Source organism: Mesorhizobium sp. Arg314 (assembly GCF_053714275.1).
Genome location: NZ_JBSKBP010000016.1, coordinates 88436 through 104464 on the forward strand (window position 1 = coordinate 88436; position 16029 = coordinate 104464).

The 16029-nt window shown below is 62.6% G+C and carries 17 protein-coding genes; 7 read left to right on the plus strand and 10 right to left on the minus strand.

Features of this window, described 5'->3' with window-relative positions; genetic code table 11:
- Positions 1-19 precede the first annotated feature (19 nt).
- From ACWGS9_RS18940 to msrB, 6 genes are all read left to right on the plus strand, one after another.
- Entirely contained in the window at positions 20-859 is an 840-nt protein-coding gene (locus ACWGS9_RS18940; protein WP_454506672.1) for an AAA family ATPase, read from the plus strand.
- 170 nt (positions 860-1029) lie between these two features.
- The gene (locus ACWGS9_RS18945) at positions 1030-1476 is read left to right on the plus strand and encodes a GNAT family N-acetyltransferase (protein WP_454506673.1); all 447 of its coding nucleotides are present in this window, start codon (positions 1030-1032) and stop codon (positions 1474-1476) included.
- Between the two features lie 60 nt (positions 1477-1536).
- Positions 1537-1731: a type II toxin-antitoxin system HicA family toxin gene (locus ACWGS9_RS18950; protein ID WP_320215139.1), complete on the plus strand. Its 195-nt coding sequence runs from the start codon at positions 1537-1539 to the stop codon at positions 1729-1731.
- A complete protein-coding gene (locus tag ACWGS9_RS18955) occupies positions 1722-2147 on the plus strand; it encodes a type II toxin-antitoxin system HicB family antitoxin (protein ID WP_454506674.1) in 426 nt (141 codons plus the stop codon). Before ACWGS9_RS18950 ends, ACWGS9_RS18955 begins: the two co-directional genes overlap by 10 nt.
- Before the next feature lie 10 nt (positions 2148-2157).
- Entirely contained in the window at positions 2158-3348 is a 1191-nt protein-coding gene (locus ACWGS9_RS18960; RefSeq protein ID WP_454506675.1) for a vWA domain-containing protein, read from the plus strand.
- A gap of 96 nt (positions 3349-3444) precedes the next feature.
- Complete coding sequence (msrB, locus tag ACWGS9_RS18965; RefSeq protein ID WP_454506676.1) at positions 3445-3849, plus strand: peptide-methionine (R)-S-oxide reductase MsrB; 405 nt, start codon at positions 3445-3447, stop codon at positions 3847-3849.
- 115 nt (positions 3850-3964) lie between these two features.
- Here the strand turns inward: msrB and ACWGS9_RS18970 are convergent, their stop codons facing one another.
- On the minus strand, positions 3965-4291 hold the full coding sequence (locus ACWGS9_RS18970) for a hypothetical protein (protein WP_454506677.1): 327 nt from the start codon (positions 4289-4291) through the stop codon (positions 3965-3967).
- A 165-nt stretch (positions 4292-4456) separates the two neighbouring features.
- On the opposite strand from ACWGS9_RS18970, the gene ACWGS9_RS18975 reads away from it, so the two are divergent.
- Positions 4457-4966 (plus strand): arsenate reductase ArsC, encoded by a 510-nt coding sequence (locus ACWGS9_RS18975; protein ID WP_454506678.1) that lies wholly within the window; start codon positions 4457-4459, stop codon positions 4964-4966.
- A gap of 133 nt (positions 4967-5099) precedes the next feature.
- Here the strand turns inward: ACWGS9_RS18975 and ACWGS9_RS18980 are convergent, their stop codons facing one another.
- From ACWGS9_RS18980 to ACWGS9_RS19020, 9 genes are all read right to left on the minus strand, one after another.
- A complete protein-coding gene (locus ACWGS9_RS18980; protein ID WP_454506679.1) occupies positions 5100-5546 on the minus strand; it encodes a hypothetical protein in 447 nt (148 codons plus the stop codon).
- 22 nt (positions 5547-5568) lie between these two features.
- Positions 5569-5829: a DUF2312 domain-containing protein gene (locus ACWGS9_RS18985; protein WP_095767239.1), complete on the minus strand. Its 261-nt coding sequence runs from the start codon at positions 5827-5829 to the stop codon at positions 5569-5571.
- 152 nt (positions 5830-5981) lie between these two features.
- Entirely contained in the window at positions 5982-9440 is a 3459-nt protein-coding gene (gene pyc / locus ACWGS9_RS18990) for a pyruvate carboxylase (RefSeq protein WP_454506680.1), read from the minus strand.
- Positions 9441-9713: 273 nt separating this feature from the next.
- Positions 9714-10835 carry a branched-chain amino acid ABC transporter substrate-binding protein gene (locus tag ACWGS9_RS18995; RefSeq protein WP_454506681.1) on the minus strand — a complete coding sequence of 374 codons (1122 nt, stop codon included), beginning with the start codon at positions 10833-10835 and terminating at the stop codon, positions 9714-9716.
- Between the two features lie 137 nt (positions 10836-10972).
- Positions 10973-11320 (minus strand): DUF6867 family protein, encoded by a 348-nt coding sequence (locus ACWGS9_RS19000; RefSeq protein WP_320215149.1) that lies wholly within the window; start codon positions 11318-11320, stop codon positions 10973-10975.
- Positions 11321-11334: 14 nt separating this feature from the next.
- Positions 11335-12063, minus strand: coding sequence for an ABC transporter ATP-binding protein (locus ACWGS9_RS19005; protein WP_454506682.1), 729 nt, complete (start codon positions 12061-12063; stop codon positions 11335-11337).
- Entirely contained in the window at positions 12063-13427 is a 1365-nt protein-coding gene (locus ACWGS9_RS19010; RefSeq protein ID WP_454506683.1) for an ATP-binding cassette domain-containing protein, read from the minus strand. The genes ACWGS9_RS19005 and ACWGS9_RS19010 overlap by 1 nt, the downstream gene beginning before the upstream one ends.
- Entirely contained in the window at positions 13427-14821 is a 1395-nt protein-coding gene (gene livM / locus ACWGS9_RS19015; RefSeq protein WP_454506684.1) for a high-affinity branched-chain amino acid ABC transporter permease LivM, read from the minus strand. Before livM ends, ACWGS9_RS19010 begins: the two co-directional genes overlap by 1 nt.
- A gap of 5 nt (positions 14822-14826) precedes the next feature.
- Positions 14827-15729, minus strand: a complete 903-nt coding sequence (locus ACWGS9_RS19020; RefSeq protein ID WP_454506685.1) for a branched-chain amino acid ABC transporter permease — start codon at positions 15727-15729, stop codon at positions 14827-14829.
- Positions 15730-16029 lie beyond the last annotated feature (300 nt).

The window sequence follows — 16029 nt, forward strand, 5'->3', positions numbered from 1 at the left end:
CGCACGGACAGGAGAAAAGATGCGTTTTGAAGGCACAGCGGCCTATGTCGCCGACAGGGATCTGATGGTCGCGGTCAACGCCGCGATCGCGCTGGAGCGGCCCTTGCTGGTCAAGGGCGAGCCCGGCACCGGCAAGACCGAGCTTGCCCGCCAGGTGGCCTCGGCACTCGGGCTGGAGTTCATCGAATGGAACGTCAAGTCGACCACCAGGGCGCAGCAGGGCCTCTACGAATATGACGCCGTCTCGCGGCTGCGCGACAGCCAGCTCGGCGACGAGCGCTTCAACGACATCGCCAACTACATCAAGCGCGGCAAGCTGTGGGACGCCTTCGCGGCGCAGAAGAAAGTCGTGCTTTTGATCGACGAGATCGACAAGGCCGACATCGAGTTTCCCAACGACCTTCTCCAGGAACTCGATCGGATGGAGTTCTTCGTCTACGAAACCGGCGAGACGATCCGCGCCGAATTCCGGCCGATCGTCATCATCACCTCGAACAACGAGAAGGAACTGCCGGACGCCTTCCTGCGCCGCTGTTTCTTCCACTATATCCGCTTCCCCGACATCGATACGCTCCACCGCATCGTCGAGGTGCATTACCCCGGCATCAAGCAGAACCTGGTGCGGGCAGCACTCACCCAGTTCTACGAAATCCGCGAGGTGCCAGGCCTGAAGAAGAAGCCGTCGACCTCCGAAGCGCTCGACTGGATCCGCCTGCTGGTCGCGGACGACATCGCGCCGGAAGATCTGCGCGCCGACCCGAAGAACATGCTGCCCAAATTGCATGGCGCACTGCTGAAGAACGAGCAGGACGTGCACCTGTTCGAGCGGTTGGCCTTCATGGCGAGACGGCAGCAATAATGCATGTCGCCCTGAAGTGTGGAGCGGTTCTGGGACAACGACATGCATAAAACCAACGGGCTAAAGCGCGTCGCGCTCTAGCCCGCCAGCAATAGCGCTTTCCCCGTCCGTGGACCGTTGCCGGTAAGCGGTCTCTGCCGCAGTTTCCGGCCAACACATTGGAGGAAGAAATGTCCGAGATCACCATCCGGCCGCTCGCGCAGTCCGATCACGCCGACTGGCGCCGCCTGTGGACCGACTATCTGACCTTTTATGAAACGAAGCTGCCGGAAGAAGTCTACGCGATCACCTGGAAGCGGCTGTTCACGGAAGGCGAGTTCGAGCCAAAGGGGTTCATTGCCACGCTCGACGACAAGGCCGTCGGCCTGACCCATTATCTCTATCACCGCTCCGGCTGGTCGGAGAAAAACAACTGCTATCTGCAGGACCTGTTCGCCGACCCGAAGGTGCGCGGCAAGGGCGTGGGTGCCGCGCTCATCAAAGCCGTGCAGGACGAGGCCGGCAAGATCGGGGTGAAAAACGTCTACTGGATGACGCACGAGACCAACGCCACCGCGCGCCGGCTCTATGATCATGTCGCACGGCGCACGGGCTTCATCGAATACGACCTGCTATGACGATCACGCAGTTGAAATAACGCTTATTGCGCAATATATTGCGCAGGTCCGAGTTTGCCGATGCCGCTGATCGAGACCAACACACGCAAGATCATAGCGAGGCTCTTGCGAGACGGTTGGGTAAGTGTCGGCGGCGGCAAGCATGACAAGTACGAGCATCCGGACAAGCCCGAGGTGATGCTCGTAGTGCCGCGACATCGTGAGCAATCCCCCGGCGTTGCCCGGTCGATCGCCCGGATGGCTGGATGGATTTGAGGATCGAACGGATGGCACATTATGTCGGAATTCTCGACGGCGCCGACGATACCTGGGGGGTACGGGTCCCTGATCTTGCCGGTTGTCACGGCGGCGGCAAAAACCCCGAAGAGGCCATCGCAGATGCGACGTCCGCCGTCCGTGAATGGGTCGAAGCACGCCTGGCGAAACGTCTGCCATTGCCTGTACCGAATACGATCGCCGAACTGCTGAGGCAGGGTGAGATCGACAGCTCCGCCGGGGAGTCCGCCGTGATGATTCCGGTATTGATCGATTCCGGCCGGCCCGTACGGGCCAACCTATCCCTCGATGCCGGCCTTCTGGCTGCGATCGACGAGGAAGCCAGCCGGCGCGGCCTCACCCGCTCCGCCTTCATAGCAAGCGCTGCAAGAGAGAAGATCGAAGGGCACCGATAGCAATCCTGCCATGTTCCTCCCCTTCTTCCTCGAACTGAAGGCAGCGCGCGTTCCCGTCTCGCTCAGGGAATATCTGTCACTGCTGGAGGGGCTGGAAGCCGGGCTCGTCGACTATGACGTCGAGGGTTTTTATTACCTCGCGCGCGCGACCCTGGTGAAGGATGAGCGCCACATCGACCGTTTCGACCAGGTGTTCGCGCATGTCTTCAAGGGCGTCGAGGCGCTTGGCGGGCAAGATGCCGTCGATGTCACTGATGTACCGGAGGAATGGCTGCGCCGGCTCGCCGAAAGGCACCTGACCGAGGAGGAGAAAAAGCTGGTCGAGGCGCTTGGCGGCTTCGACAAGCTGATGGAGGCGCTGAAGAAGCGGCTCGAGGAGCAGAAGGGCCGCCACCAGGGCGGCTCGAAATGGATCGGAACCGGCGGCACCTCGCCCTTCGGCGCCTATGGCTACAACCCGGAAGGCGTTCGCATCGGCCAGCACGAGAGCCGGCATCGCCGCGCGGTGAAAGTCTGGGAAAGGCGCGAGTTCAAGAATTTCGACGATACGGTCGAGCTCGGCACCCGCAACATCAAGGTGGCGCTGAAGCGGCTGCGCCGCTGGGTGCGCGAGGGCGCCGAGGAGGAGTTCGACCTGCCCGGCACCATCCATGCTACCGCCGAGCACGGCTATCTCGACGTGAAAACCCGGCCCGAGCGGCGCAATGCCGTGAAGTTGCTGATGTTTTTCGATGTCGGCGGCTCGATGGACGACCATATCCGCGGCGTCGAGGAACTGTTCTCGGCCGCGCGCGCCGAATTCCGCCAGCTCGAATATTTCTACTTCCACAACTGCCTCTACGAGCGCGTCTGGAAGGACAATCGACGGCGGCTTGCCGAGACGATCCCGACTTTCGACCTCATCCACAAATACGGGCCGGACTATAAGGTGATCGTCGTCGGCGATGCCTCGATGAGCCCTTACGAGATCGCCCATACCGGCGGCTCGGTCGAGCACTGGAATCCTGAGGCCGGCAGCGTCTGGCTGGCGCGCCTGTTGCAGCAATGGCCGAATGCGATCTGGCTGAATCCGGAAGCTGAAAAGAACTGGCGCTATACGCATTCGATCCAGTTGATCAGCGACATCTTCGGCGGCCGCATGTTCCCGCTGACGCTTGCCGGGCTCGAAGCGGCGACTAGGCAGTTATCGCGCAAGCACTAGCGAACGAGTCTGGCTGGGCAGGCCTGTAACAAATACCTATGTTGGTGCGAATATAGCTTGCAACCAACAACGAGCCGCCAAGGCCGAGGAGATTTCATGGACACCCACGCCTATCCCGTCACCCGCACCGATGCCGAGTGGCGCGCCCGGCTGACGCCGGAGCAATATGCCGTGATGCGCAACCACGGCACCGAGCGCCCCGGCAGCTGCGCCCTGCTCTATGAGAAGCGCGCCGGCACCTTCTTCTGCGTCGGCTGCGACCAGCCGCTGTTCGAATCCAAGCTCAAGTTCGAGAGCGGCACCGGCTGGCCGAGCTTCAACGATCCGGTTCCGGGGTCGATCGATACCACCGTCGATCGCAGCTACGGCATGGTCCGCACCGAATGCCACTGCTCTCGCTGCGGCAGCCATCTCGGCCATGTCTTCGAGGACGGCCCGCCGCCGACGGGCCTGCGCTATTGCATCAATGGCGTGGCGTTGCGCTTCGAGCCTGCGGCCTGAACTATCTCGGATATGACTTTGCAAAGGGCGGCTTCGGCCGCCCTATTTCGCGTGGAGCAATTCCAGGAAAAGTGTGACGCGGTTTCCGTCAGGAATTGTTCAATAGAGTAGCTCCTCAGACGACAGCCGTTGCGATCAACCAGAGCGCGGAACCCAGCATCATCAGCTGTGCCGTGAAACCGCCGGCCTTCTCAGCCGTCCGCCAGACGGCGATAGTCAGGAAGATGTTGTAGGGCACCGGCAGGAAATGCACCGTCAGCACCAGCCAGAGCGGCAGCTTAAATCCCAGCAGGATCAACGCCAGCGCCGAAGAAGCGATGCTCAAGATTGTCCCGACCAGCAGCATGTCGCGCCAGAACAGCCGGTCGAGTGGCGCTTCACCTCTCCAGCGTGTTCGGAAGAAGCCAGTATTCTCGTTCGTTGCCGGAGCTGGGCTGTCCATCAATCGGGCCTCGTAGCCAACCGCTGAAGTCTCGAAAAGCGCCGACGAAATCGCAAAATCGGACGCCGGGAGGTGCAGAAATCGACCGCGAAAACGTGTACCATCACAAATCTGTGATCCGCATCGCATTCTGTCTTTTGCATGGCAAACACGGAGGGATTCGGAATGACCGGTCACGTCTACAATGTTCTCTTTCTCTGCAACGCCAACTCGGCCCGTTCGATCATGGGCGAAGCCATTCTCAACCGGCTCGGCGCCGGCCGCTTCAAGGCTTATTCCGCCGGTGCGAACCCCAAGGGCACCGTCAATCCCTACGCTCTGCAGCTCCTGGAAAGCCTGAACTACGATACATCCTTCGCCCGCTCGAAAGGCTGGGACGAATTCGCCGGACCGGACGCGCCGGAGATGGATTTCGTCTTCACGCTCTGCGACAGCACGGCCAACGAACACTGTCCGGTATGGCCGGGTCATCCGATGACGGCACTTTGGGCGGTGCCGGACCCGTCCAAGGCCGGCGGCACGGATGCCGAACAGCATCTGGCCTTCGCCGAAGCCTATCGCATGATGAGCAATCGCATAGGCTTGTTCACGAACCTGCCGATACACGCGCTCGATCAAATGGCGCTGCAGCAGCATCTCGAAGATATCGGCCGCGACCAGCCGCGAGCAAACTGAACCCCGACCCCGGGCTAATGCATGTCGCCCGGAAGTGTGCAGCGGTTCTGGGACAACGACATGCATCAAAACAAAGACTTAAAAAGCGCGTCGCCTGAATCCGGTTCAGCGCGACGCGCTTTAAGCCCCGGCTTTACGGCCGGGCTTCGCCCAGCACGGCAAGAACCGCCTGTTCGAAGCGCGAGCACTCCGTCACCAGCCAGTCGGCCATGGCAGGCCAGTTATCCTCGGCGTAGCAGTTCACCCGCCACATCGAGTTGATGCCCAGCCCCTCACAGCACTGCTCCGGCTTGAGCTCCAGCCTCGCCTCGATCGCAGGCTGGAACGGCCTCAGCCGCGACCATGACTCCGTAGCGCCGAACTTTTCATTGCGCCCGAAGAAGACGCCGACATGGTTCTGCGCCGGCGCGACATACATCGAAAGCACCAGGGCGAAATCCGGCATTCCGCGCTGCCAGAACCAAGGCCCGCGTCGTGCAAGCCTGGCCCGTTCCTCCGGGTGCCGCTCGGCAAACAGCGCCCAGAAGCCGCGCTGGCGGAACTCCGAAGCGCGGCGGCCGCCGAAGTCGAACTCGTTCATGGCCGGGCTCCGGCCAGAAACCTCAGGCCATGCCGAGAGCGGCCTTGTAGAGGTCGAGGATCGACTCCTCTTCCTGGCGCTCGGCCTGGTCCTTCTTGCGCAGCCGCACGATGGTGCGGATCGCCTTGGTGTCGAAGCCGGTGCCCTTGGCCTCGGCATAGACATCCTTGATGTCGTCGGAGATCGTCTTCTTCTCTTCCTCGAGCCGCTCGATGCGCTCGATGATGGTGCGCAGCTGGCCGGCGGCTACAGTCTGGCTGGTCTCGGTGATTTCGTCGGCCATTTTTCTCTCCGCGTCTTCTTGAAGCCAGGGCGATTCCCGCCACGGCAAATTGGAGCGGGTTCCCTGCCCGAGCGGGCGCGGCGGGTCAAGATACTATCGAGCCGTTGTGAACGGCTGCTGCCAGCCGTTCGTTTCGTGCCGCGCTTTGCTCGTCACCTGAAGGCGATGAGCAGATCCTTCGCATCGATCTGGTCGCCGGCCTTGACCAGCACTTCGGCGATCTCGCCGTCGCGTTCGGCGTGGAGCGCGGTCTCCATCTTCATCGCCTCGATCGACAACAGCACATCGCCCGCTTTGACCGCCTGGCCGGTCGCCACGGCAAGCGCCGACACCACGCCCGGCATCGGTGCGCCGACGTGCGCCTCGTTACCGGGCTCGGCCTTGCGGCGCGCCTTGGCGGCCGAAGCGCCATGCGCCCTGTCCGGCACCTTGATGCGGCGCGGCTGGCCGTTGAGCTCGAAGAAGACGGTGACCATGCCCTTGTCGTCGACATCGCCGAACGCCTGGCACCGAACCACCAGGGTCTTGCCCTTCTCGATGTCGAGGAAAATCTCGTCTTCCGACTTCATGCCGTAGAAATAGGTCGGCGTCGGCAGCACGCTCACCGGCCCGTAGGTCTCCTGCGCGGCGGCGAAGTCGGTGAACACCTTCGGATACATCAGCCATGAGGCGAATTCATACTCCGAGAGCTTTCGATCGAGCTTGCCCTCGATCTCCTTGCGGCTGGCCTTCAGGTCGGCTGCTTTCAGCAGCGAGCCCGGCCGCACGGTGATCGGCTTCTCGCCCTTCAGCGCCTTCTTCTGCAGCGCCGCTGGCCAGCCGCCAGGCGACTGGCCGAGATCGCCGCGCAGCATCGACACGACCGAGTCCGGGAAGGCGATGTCCTTGGCCGGGTTCTCGACATCGGCGACGGTCAGATCCTGGCTGATCATCATCAGCGCCATGTCGCCGACCACCTTGGACGACGGCGTCACCTTGACGATGTCGCCGAACATCAAATTGACGTCGTGATAGGCCTGCGCGACCTCGTGCCAGCGCGTCTCGAGGCCGAGCGAGCGCGCCTGTTCCTTGAGGTTGGTGAACTGGCCGCCCGGCATCTCGTGCAGGTAGACTTCCGAGGCAGGTCCCTTGAGGTCGCTCTCGAAGGCGACGTACTGGTTGCGCACCGCTTCCCAGTAGAAGGAAATGCGGCGGATCCATTGCGGATCGAGACCGGGGTCGCGCTCGGTGCCTTTCAGCGCCTCGACGATCGAGCCCAGGCAGGGCTGCGAGGTGTTGCCGGAGAAGGAATCCATCGCGGCGTCGATGGCGTCGGCCCCGCTTTCCACCGCCGCGAGCACCGTCGCCGCCGAGAGGCCCGACGTGTCGTGCGTGTGGAAATGGATCGGCAGGTCGGTCGCCTCGCGCAGCGCCTTGAACAGCACGCGCGCCGCGGCCGGCTTCAAAAGGCCGGCCATATCCTTGACGGCGATGATGTGCGCGCCGGCGGCTTCCAGCTCCTTGGCGAGCCCGACATAATAGTTGAGGTCGTATTTGGCCCGCGCCGGATCGAGGATGTCGCCGGTGTAGCACATCGCCGCTTCGACCAGCTTGCCCTCGGCGCCGACCGCGTCCATGGCGACGCGCATGTTCTCGACCCAGTTCAGGCAGTCGAAGACGCGGAACAGATCGACTCCGCCGCTTGCTGCCTGGCGGACGAAGTGCTGGACGACATTGTCGGGATAGTTGGTGTAGCCAACGCCGTTGGCGCCGCGCAGCAGCATCTGCAGCAGAAGGTTGGGCGCCGCCTCGCGCACTTTGCTCAGCCGCTCCCACGGATCCTCGGTGAGGAAGCGCATGGCGACGTCGAAGGTTGCGCCGCCCCAGCATTCCAGCGACAGGAGCTGCGGCAGCGCCCGTGCATAGGTGCTGGCGATGCCGACAATGTCATGCGTGCGCATGCGCGTGGCAAGCAGCGACTGGTGGCCGTCGCGCATCGTCGTGTCGGTGACCAGCACCTGGCGCTGCTCCCGCATCCAGATCGCGAATTTCTCCGGGCCGAGCGCGTTGAGCCTCTGCTTGCTGCCATCCGGAACATGCCCGTTGAGGTAAGGCACGACCGGAGCCGCCAAATTCGCCTTCGGCATCGGCCGGCCGCGCGTCTCGGGGTGGCCGTTGACGCTGACATCGGCCAGATAGGTGAGCAGCTTGGTGGCGCGGTCCTGCCGCTTCACCTGCTCGAACAGTTCCGGCGTCGTGTCGATGAACCGGGTCGTATAGGAGTTGTCGGCGAAGCGCGGGTGGTTGATGATCGCTTCGAGGAAGGTGAGGTTGGTGGCCACGCCGCGGATGCGGAACTCGCGCAGCGCCCGGTTCATGCGCGAAATCGCCTCGCCGGGTGTCGGCGCCCAGGCTGTCACCTTTTCGAGCAGCGGATCGTAGAAGCGGGTGATGACCGCGCCCGAATAGGCGGTGCCGCCGTCGAGGCGAATGCCGAAGCCGGCCGCCTCGCGATAGGCCGTGATGCGGCCATAGTCCGGGATGAAATTGTGCTCCGGATCCTCGGTGGTGATGCGGCACTGCAAGGCGTGGCCGTTGAGCCTGATGTCCTTCTGCGCCGGCACGCCCGATTCCTTCGTGCCGATGGCGAAGCCGTCGAGGATATGGATTTGCGCCTTGACGATGTCGATGCCGGTCACCTGCTCGGTGACGGTGTGCTCGACCTGGATGCGCGGATTGACCTCGATGAAGTAGAACTTGCCGGTGTCGGCGTCCTGCAGGAATTCGACCGTGCCGGCGCCGATATAGCTGGTCTCGCGCGCGATCTTGAGCGCATAGGCGCATAGCTCCTGGCGCAGCTCCTCGCTGAGATACGGCGCCGGCGCGCGCTCCACGACCTTCTGGTTGCGGCGCTGGATCGAGCAGTCGCGCTCGAACAGATGCACCGCGTTGCGGTGCGTGTCGCCGAGCACCTGGACCTCGACATGGCGGGCGCGTTCGATCAGCTTTTCGAGATAGACCTCGTCCTTGCCGAAGGCGGCTTTCGCCTCGCGCTTGCCTTCCATCACCTCGCGCGCGAGATCGGCCTCGGCGCGGATGGCGCGCATGCCGCGACCGCCGCCGCCCCACGAGGCCTTGAGCATCACCGGATAGCCGACCTCCTTGGCCAGCTTCTTGACCTCGTCCATGTCGTCCGGCAGTGGATCGGTCGCAGGCACTACCGGCACGCCGACCTCGATCGCCAGGTTGCGCGCGGCGACCTTGTTGCCCAGCCTGCGCATCGTCTCCGGCTTCGGACCGATGAAGGTGATGCCGGCCTCGGCGCACGCCTCGGCGAATTCCGGGCTTTCCGACAGCAGGCCGTAGCCGGGGTGGATGGCGTCGGCGCCGGACAATCTGGCGACCCGGATCACCTCCTCGATCGACAGATAGCTTTCGATCGGACCCATATCCTTGGCAAGATGCGGTCCGCGGCCGACCTGGTAGCTTTCGTCGGCTTTGAAGCGGTGCAGCGAATACTTGTCCTCCTCCGCCCAGATCGCCACGGTTTTGAGGCCGAGCTCGTTGGCCGCGCGGAACACGCGGATGGCGATTTCGGACCGGTTGGCGACGAGGATCTTCGTGATTGCCAAGGACTGGGCTCCAGCAGCGGAAGGACGTTGAACCGGCGCAATGATTAGCGTGAAAATGCTGCAGTGCAAACGAATTTGCACGACATCTAAAACGATTTAAATCGTTTGTTTGCGCCAAACACGCCGCTTCTGTTCTTCCAACGCCATCGGTAGGTGGCGGGAGGGCCGTCCAAGGCGCAACGCGAAGTCCCCCTGCCGGCCGCAAACCCGCAAATAAAAATGCCCGGCGCAAGCGCCGGGCATCCCATAGAAAGTCGGCTTGAATTTGCCGGCTTATTTCTCGAAATAGCTGTACTTGCCGTCGTCACCCTTCTTCCATTCGTAGATGACGTAGTCCGGACGGGTGATGTCGCCCTTGGCGTCGTAGCCGATCTCGCCAATAACCGTCTTCCACGGACCGCCGGACTTGATCACTGCGGCAACCTTCTGCGCATCGTCGGCCGAACCGACCTTGGCGATGGCCTGGGCGATGATCTGAACGGCGGCATAGGAGTAGAGCGTGTAGGCTTCCGGCTCGAAGCCGGCGGCCCGGAACTTCTCCACGACTGCCTTGGCGTCCGGGTTCTTGCGCGGATCCGGAGCGAAGGTGTTGAGCGTGCCGGCAACGGCGTCGCCGGCGATCGAGGCCAGTTCGTTGGAGACGATGCCATCGCCCGAGAACATCGGCGCCTTCAAGCCCTGGTCGGCCGTCTGACGGATGATCAGGCCGGCTTCGGTGTGCAGGCCGCCCCAGTAGATTAGGTTGACGTTGTTTTCCTTCATCTTGGCGATGAGGGCCGAGAAGTCCTTGTCGCCGACATTGATGCCTTCATACATCACTTCCTTGATGCCGTCGGCGTTGAGGTTCTTCTTGGTCTCGTCGGCAAGGCCCTGCCCGTAAGGCGTCTTGTCGTGGACGATGGCGATCTTGGCGTCCTTGAAGTTCTTGGCGATGTAGTCGCCGGCCACCTTGCCCTGCTGGTCGTCGCGACCGCAGGTGCGGAAGGTGTTCCACAGGCCGCGCTCGGTGAGCTTCGGATTGGTTGCCGACGGCGTCATGACGAGGATGCCGTTTTCGGCATAGACTTCCGAAGCCGGAATGGTCACGCCCGAATTGAAGTGGCCGTCGACGAACTTGACGCCGTCGGCGACGAACTTGTTGGCGACCGAGATGCCCTGCTTGGGATCGGAGACGTCGTCGCCGATCTCGATCTTGAGCTGCTGGCCCTTGACGCCGCCCGCCGCATTGATGTCGGCGACAGCCTGTTCCGCGCCCTTCTGCAACTGTGCGCCGAAGGCGGCATTCGGTCCGGTGATCGGACCGGCGACGCCGATCAGGATATCCGCAGCCCACGCGCTGCCGCTGAACGCGATGAACGCGGTCAGCGCAACGGCGGACAAGAGTGATTTTTTCATTGAAACGCTCCCATTTACGGAGTGGGCGTGGATGATACTTTCATGCGATGCCCACCCTTATCGCAGAAAGCATAGAATGCCGATTTTCAGGCACTTGTCACGCCGATTCATCCCCGAAACGGCGCAATGGTGAACGGTCAACCTTTCGGCTTCCAGCTTAATAAGGAAGCTCTTTCGTAGAGCCAGTTATACTGTGTGACCATCTGGTTGGTGCGCGTGTATTGATAGCCGAGAAAGCCAAGGATCATCAGCACGATGGTGTCGACGACATAGTAATGCAGCGAGAACATCGTGCCGTCGAACAAAGCGTGATGGATGAACCGGATGCCGATGCCGAGGCCGAGCATGAAGAAGAACAGCCGCACATGGCTGCTCCAGGTCTGCGCCGCCGCCTTGCCGGTCATCCATGCCGCCCCGCCGCCAAGCAGCCCGGTGACGAACAGAAAATGCCAGATCGAGGCTTCTTCGTAGAGAATACCTTGCATGGTGAAGTCCTCTCTCAGTGATGTCCGCCTTCGAGATAGGCGGCGCGCACTTCCGGATTGGCGAGCAACTCCTTGCCGGTGCCGCTCATCGTCACATTGCCATTGACCATGACATAGCCCCGCGTGGCGAGCTTGAGCGCGCCGAAGGCGTTCTGCTCGACCAGGAACACGGTCAGCCCCTGCGTCCTGTTGAGCTCACGGATGGCGTCGAAGATCTGCTTGACGATCAGCGGCGCGAGCCCCAGCGACGGCTCGTCCAGCAACAGCAGCTTCGGCCGGGCCATCAGCGCGCGCCCGATGGACAGCATCTGCTGCTCGCCGCCCGACAGCGTGCCGCCGCGCTGGCCGATGCGCTCCTTCAGCCGCGGAAACAGCGTGAACACCTTTTCGACGTCCTCGGCATAGTGCTGGAGGTTGTCGAGGCTGGCGCCCATCTGCAGGTTCTCCATCACCGTCATGCGCGGAAAGATGCGGCGTCCTTCCGGCGACTGGGCGATGCGCAGGCGGGCGATCTCGTGCGTCGGCATCTGGGTGATGTCGGTGCCGGCGAAGGTGATGGTGCCGGCGCGAGCGCGCGGCGCGCCGAAAATGGTCATCATCAATGTCGACTTGCCGGCGCCGTTGGCGCCGATAAGTGCCACGACCTCACCCTGGTTGACGCTGACATTGACGCCGTTCAGCGCCCTGATGTTGCCGTAGTAGGTCTCGACGCCCTTGATGTCGAGCAGCGTTGCGCCGGCCATTATTTACGCCCTCCACGCGTCGCGGGCTTGGCCGCCACTTCCTTCGCCAGCGTCTTCGCCTGGCCGATCCAGTCCTCGCGGGCGATGCGCCCGTCGAACGCGAGATAGGCTTCCGCCGCTTCGATGTCCGCCTTCTTCCAGGCGGCGATCTGGTCGAAGTGGAAGATACCGTGCTCGTTCAGCTTCCGCTCGTTGACCGGACCGATTCCCTTGATGCGGATCAGGCTGTCCGCCTTGCCGCCGCGCGGCGCGTCGAGGCGATTGGAGATGCCTACGGCTTTCGCCGGCGCCTTGCCGGTTGCCTTCTTCGCCGAAGCTTTTGCCGCCGGCTTGCTGGCGATCGATGCCGCGCGGGCATCTACCTGCGCCGCTTTCGAGGCGCCCTTGGACACCGTGACCCGCTCGCCCTCATCCGCGTGTTCGACGGTATCGGAAACCGGCCCCGCCATCATTGACGCGGAGTTGGCTGGGCCATGCGCGGAATCGGGGCCCGTATCGAGCTGCTCGATGACATCCTCGTCGCCGACTTCGGTCAGCACCGTCTCGACCTCCTCGTCGTCGACGCCGAGATAGGCGGCGATGACGCGCGGATCCGTCCTGACCGATTGCGGGTTGCCGTCGGAGATCTTGCGGCCGTATTCGAGCACGACGACATGGTCGGAAATCTTCATCACCACCGACATGTCGTGCTCGATGAGCAGGATCGAGGTACCGGTGCTCTTGATGCCCATCAACAGCTCGTTGAGCGCCGCCGATTCCTTCGGATTGAGGCCGGCGGCCGGCTCGTCGAGGCACAGAAGCTCCGGCCCCGTGCACATGGCGCGCGCGATTTCCAGTCGCCGCTGCGCGCCATAGGGCAGGTCGCCCGCCGGATCGTCGGCGCGGTCGACAAGGTCGGCTTTCTCCAGCCAGTGCCTGGCGAGATCGATCGATTCGGCCGAGGCCTGGCGATAGCTCGGGAAGCCGAACAGGCCGAGGAAGGTGTAGCCCGAGGCCTTCATCAGCTTGTTGTGCTGGGCGACCAGCAGGTTTTCGAGCAGCGTCATGCCAGAGAACAGGCGGATGTTCTGGAAGGTGCGCGCCACATTGGCGCGCGCCGGGATCTCGTGGTTGGGCAGGCGCTCAAGCAGATAGGTCGAGCCGTCGCTTTTGTTCAGCGTGATCATGCCCTCGGTGGGCTTGTAGAAGCCGGTGATGCAATTGAACACCGTCGTCTTGCCGGCGCCGTTCGGGCCGATCAGCGCGGTGATCTCGCCGCGCGTGGCCTGGAAGGACAGGTCGCCGATGGCGACCAGACCGCCGAACTTCATCGACAGGTGTTCGACCTGCAGGATGAAGTCTTTCGAGGAAGGGGTCGCGTTCATCAGCCGTGGCCCTCCTTGGTGAAGGAGCTTGAGACCGCTCTTCGCTCCTTCAGGAAGGCTGTCGGCTCACGACTGCCGACGAAGCCGCGCGGCTTCCACAGCATGACGATCACCATGGCCATGCCGAAGAGCAGCATGCGGTAGAGTTCAGGGGTGAAATCGGGACCGAACACGGCTTTGAGGAAGTCGAGCTCGCGCAGGATTTCGGTGCCGCCGATCATTACCAGCGCCGCCACCGCGATGCCGCCGAGCGAGCCCATGCCGCCCAGCACGACGATGGCAAGGATGATCGCCGATTCCAGGAAGACGAAGGATTCAGGGCTGACGAAGCCTTGCCGGGCAGCGAAGAACGAGCCGGCGAAACCGCCGAACATGGCGCCGGTGGCGAACGCCGTCAGCTTGGTGGTGGTGGTGTTGATGCCGAGCGAGCGGCAGGCGATCTCGTCCTCGCGCAGCGCTTCCCAGGCACGGCCGACGGGCAACCGGCGAAGCCTGATGGTAACGAAGGCGGTGAGGAAGCAGAGCCCCAGGATCAGGTAGTAGAGGAAGATCTTGTAATAGGCGCCCGACTGGGCGATGCCCAGCACCTTGGCAATATAATTCGGGTCCGAGACGTTGAACGACATCAGGCCGAAGAACGACACTTTCGGGATACCGGAAACACCGGCCGAGCCGTTGGTCACCTCGCGCCAGTTGATCAGCACGAGGCGGATGATCTCGCCGAAGGCCAGCGTTACGATCGCAAGATAGTCGCCGCGCAGCCTCAGCACCGGGAAGCCGAGCATGACGCCCCAGAAGGCGGCCATGCAGCCGGCGGCCGGCAAAAGGATCCAGAACGACAGGCCGAAATGTGTGCCGAGCAACGCGTATGCATAGGCGCCGACCGCGTAGAAGGCGACGTAGCCGAGATCGAGCAGGCCGGCCAGACCGACCACGATGTTCAGGCCCCAGGCCAGCATCACATAGATCAGGATCTGGATGCCGAAATTGTCGACCCATTTCAGCGAGCCCTGGAACCCTACCAGAAGCACGATTGCCACCGGGTACAGCAACAGCACGCCGACGCCGATCTTGTTGAAGTTGCGGCGCACGAAGCCAGGCTCCGTCACAGCCACCGCCGGCGCTTTTGCCTTTTCGGCCTTGGACCGTTCCATCGCCGGAACCGCGTAGGCGACATAGAGGAAACGGCCTACGGCAACGAGGCCGACCACAAGGGCGAGCAGGCCCCAGCGCTTCACCAGGATCAATTCGTTGCTGATGTTCTGGTCGGTCCTCAGGCCGACGAACAGCACGAACAGGCCAAGCGAGATGGCGCCGGCATAGAGGGCTTCGCGAAAAGCGCGCTGCATGGGAGTAGCGACGGTGTCGCGCTCCGAGGACGTTGTAGCGGCCATGAGGATCAGACCTTTTCGACTTCAGGCCGGCCCAGGATGCCGGAGGGCAGGAAGATCAGCACGATCGCCAGGATCGAGAAGGCAGCGACATCCTTGTAGTCGATGGAGAAATACGCCGACCACATGCTCTCGATGAAGCCGATGAGCAGTCCGCCGAGCACGGCGCCAGGCAGCGAGCCGATGCCGCCGAGCACGGCCGCCGTAAAGGCCTTCACGCCCGGCACGAAGCCGTCGGAGAACACCACGACGCCGTAATACATCAGGAAGAGCGTGCCGGCGACAGCGGCAAGTGCTGCGCCCATGATGAAGGTAATGGAGATGGTGCGGTCGACATCGATACCGAGCAGCGCGGCCATCTTGCGGTCCTGCTCGCAGGCGCGCTGGGCGCGGCCAAGCGCCGTTCTGTTGACGAGGTACCAGAAGAGCACCAGCAGAGCCGCCGTCACAAGCACGATGATGATCTGCTTCAGCGAGATGCTGATGCCGTCGATCGTGTAGACCTGGCTGACCATCGGCGGGATCGGCTTGTTGCGCGGCCCTTGCGTGACTTGCACGAAGTTGGAGAGCGCGATCGACATGCCGATGGCGGTGATCAGCGGCGCCAGCCGGAACGAGCCGCGCAGCGGCCGGTAGGCCACCTTCTCGATCGTCCAGTTGTAGAGACTGGTGAGAAGCATCGCCACGATCATCATGATCAGAAGCGCCACCACCACCGGCACCGAATAGAACAGCGCGCCGAGGATCAGGAAGACGATGAGCGCGGTGAAGGCGCCGACCATGAAAATGTCGCCATGGGCGAAATTGATCATGCCGATGATGCCGTAGACCATCGTGTAGCCGATCGCGATCAGCCCATAGATAGATCCCAGCGTCAGCCCGTTGATAAGCTGCTGGACGAAGTACTGCATATTTACGCGGCTCCCCTGGAATGTCGCCTTTGCGGACGCATTCCTTTTCGTATTTCCCCTAGTCGTAAAGTTTCGAGCCCGGATTGCAACGTGATTTTTCAATCGCTCCGCGTGGTTTGGAAGCACGCCGCCCGATTGCCCGTTTTTTCGCACCCGACCTCTGGACTATCGCGGACCCTACCATTGGCACAACGCAATGTCTTTGACGATTCAACCTTATGATGAGCCTCCTGTCGAAGGAATCAGCGTCAAAATAAGTTGATGAGGAGATTCCTTGCGTTAACCGAGGTGGCCCGTTCT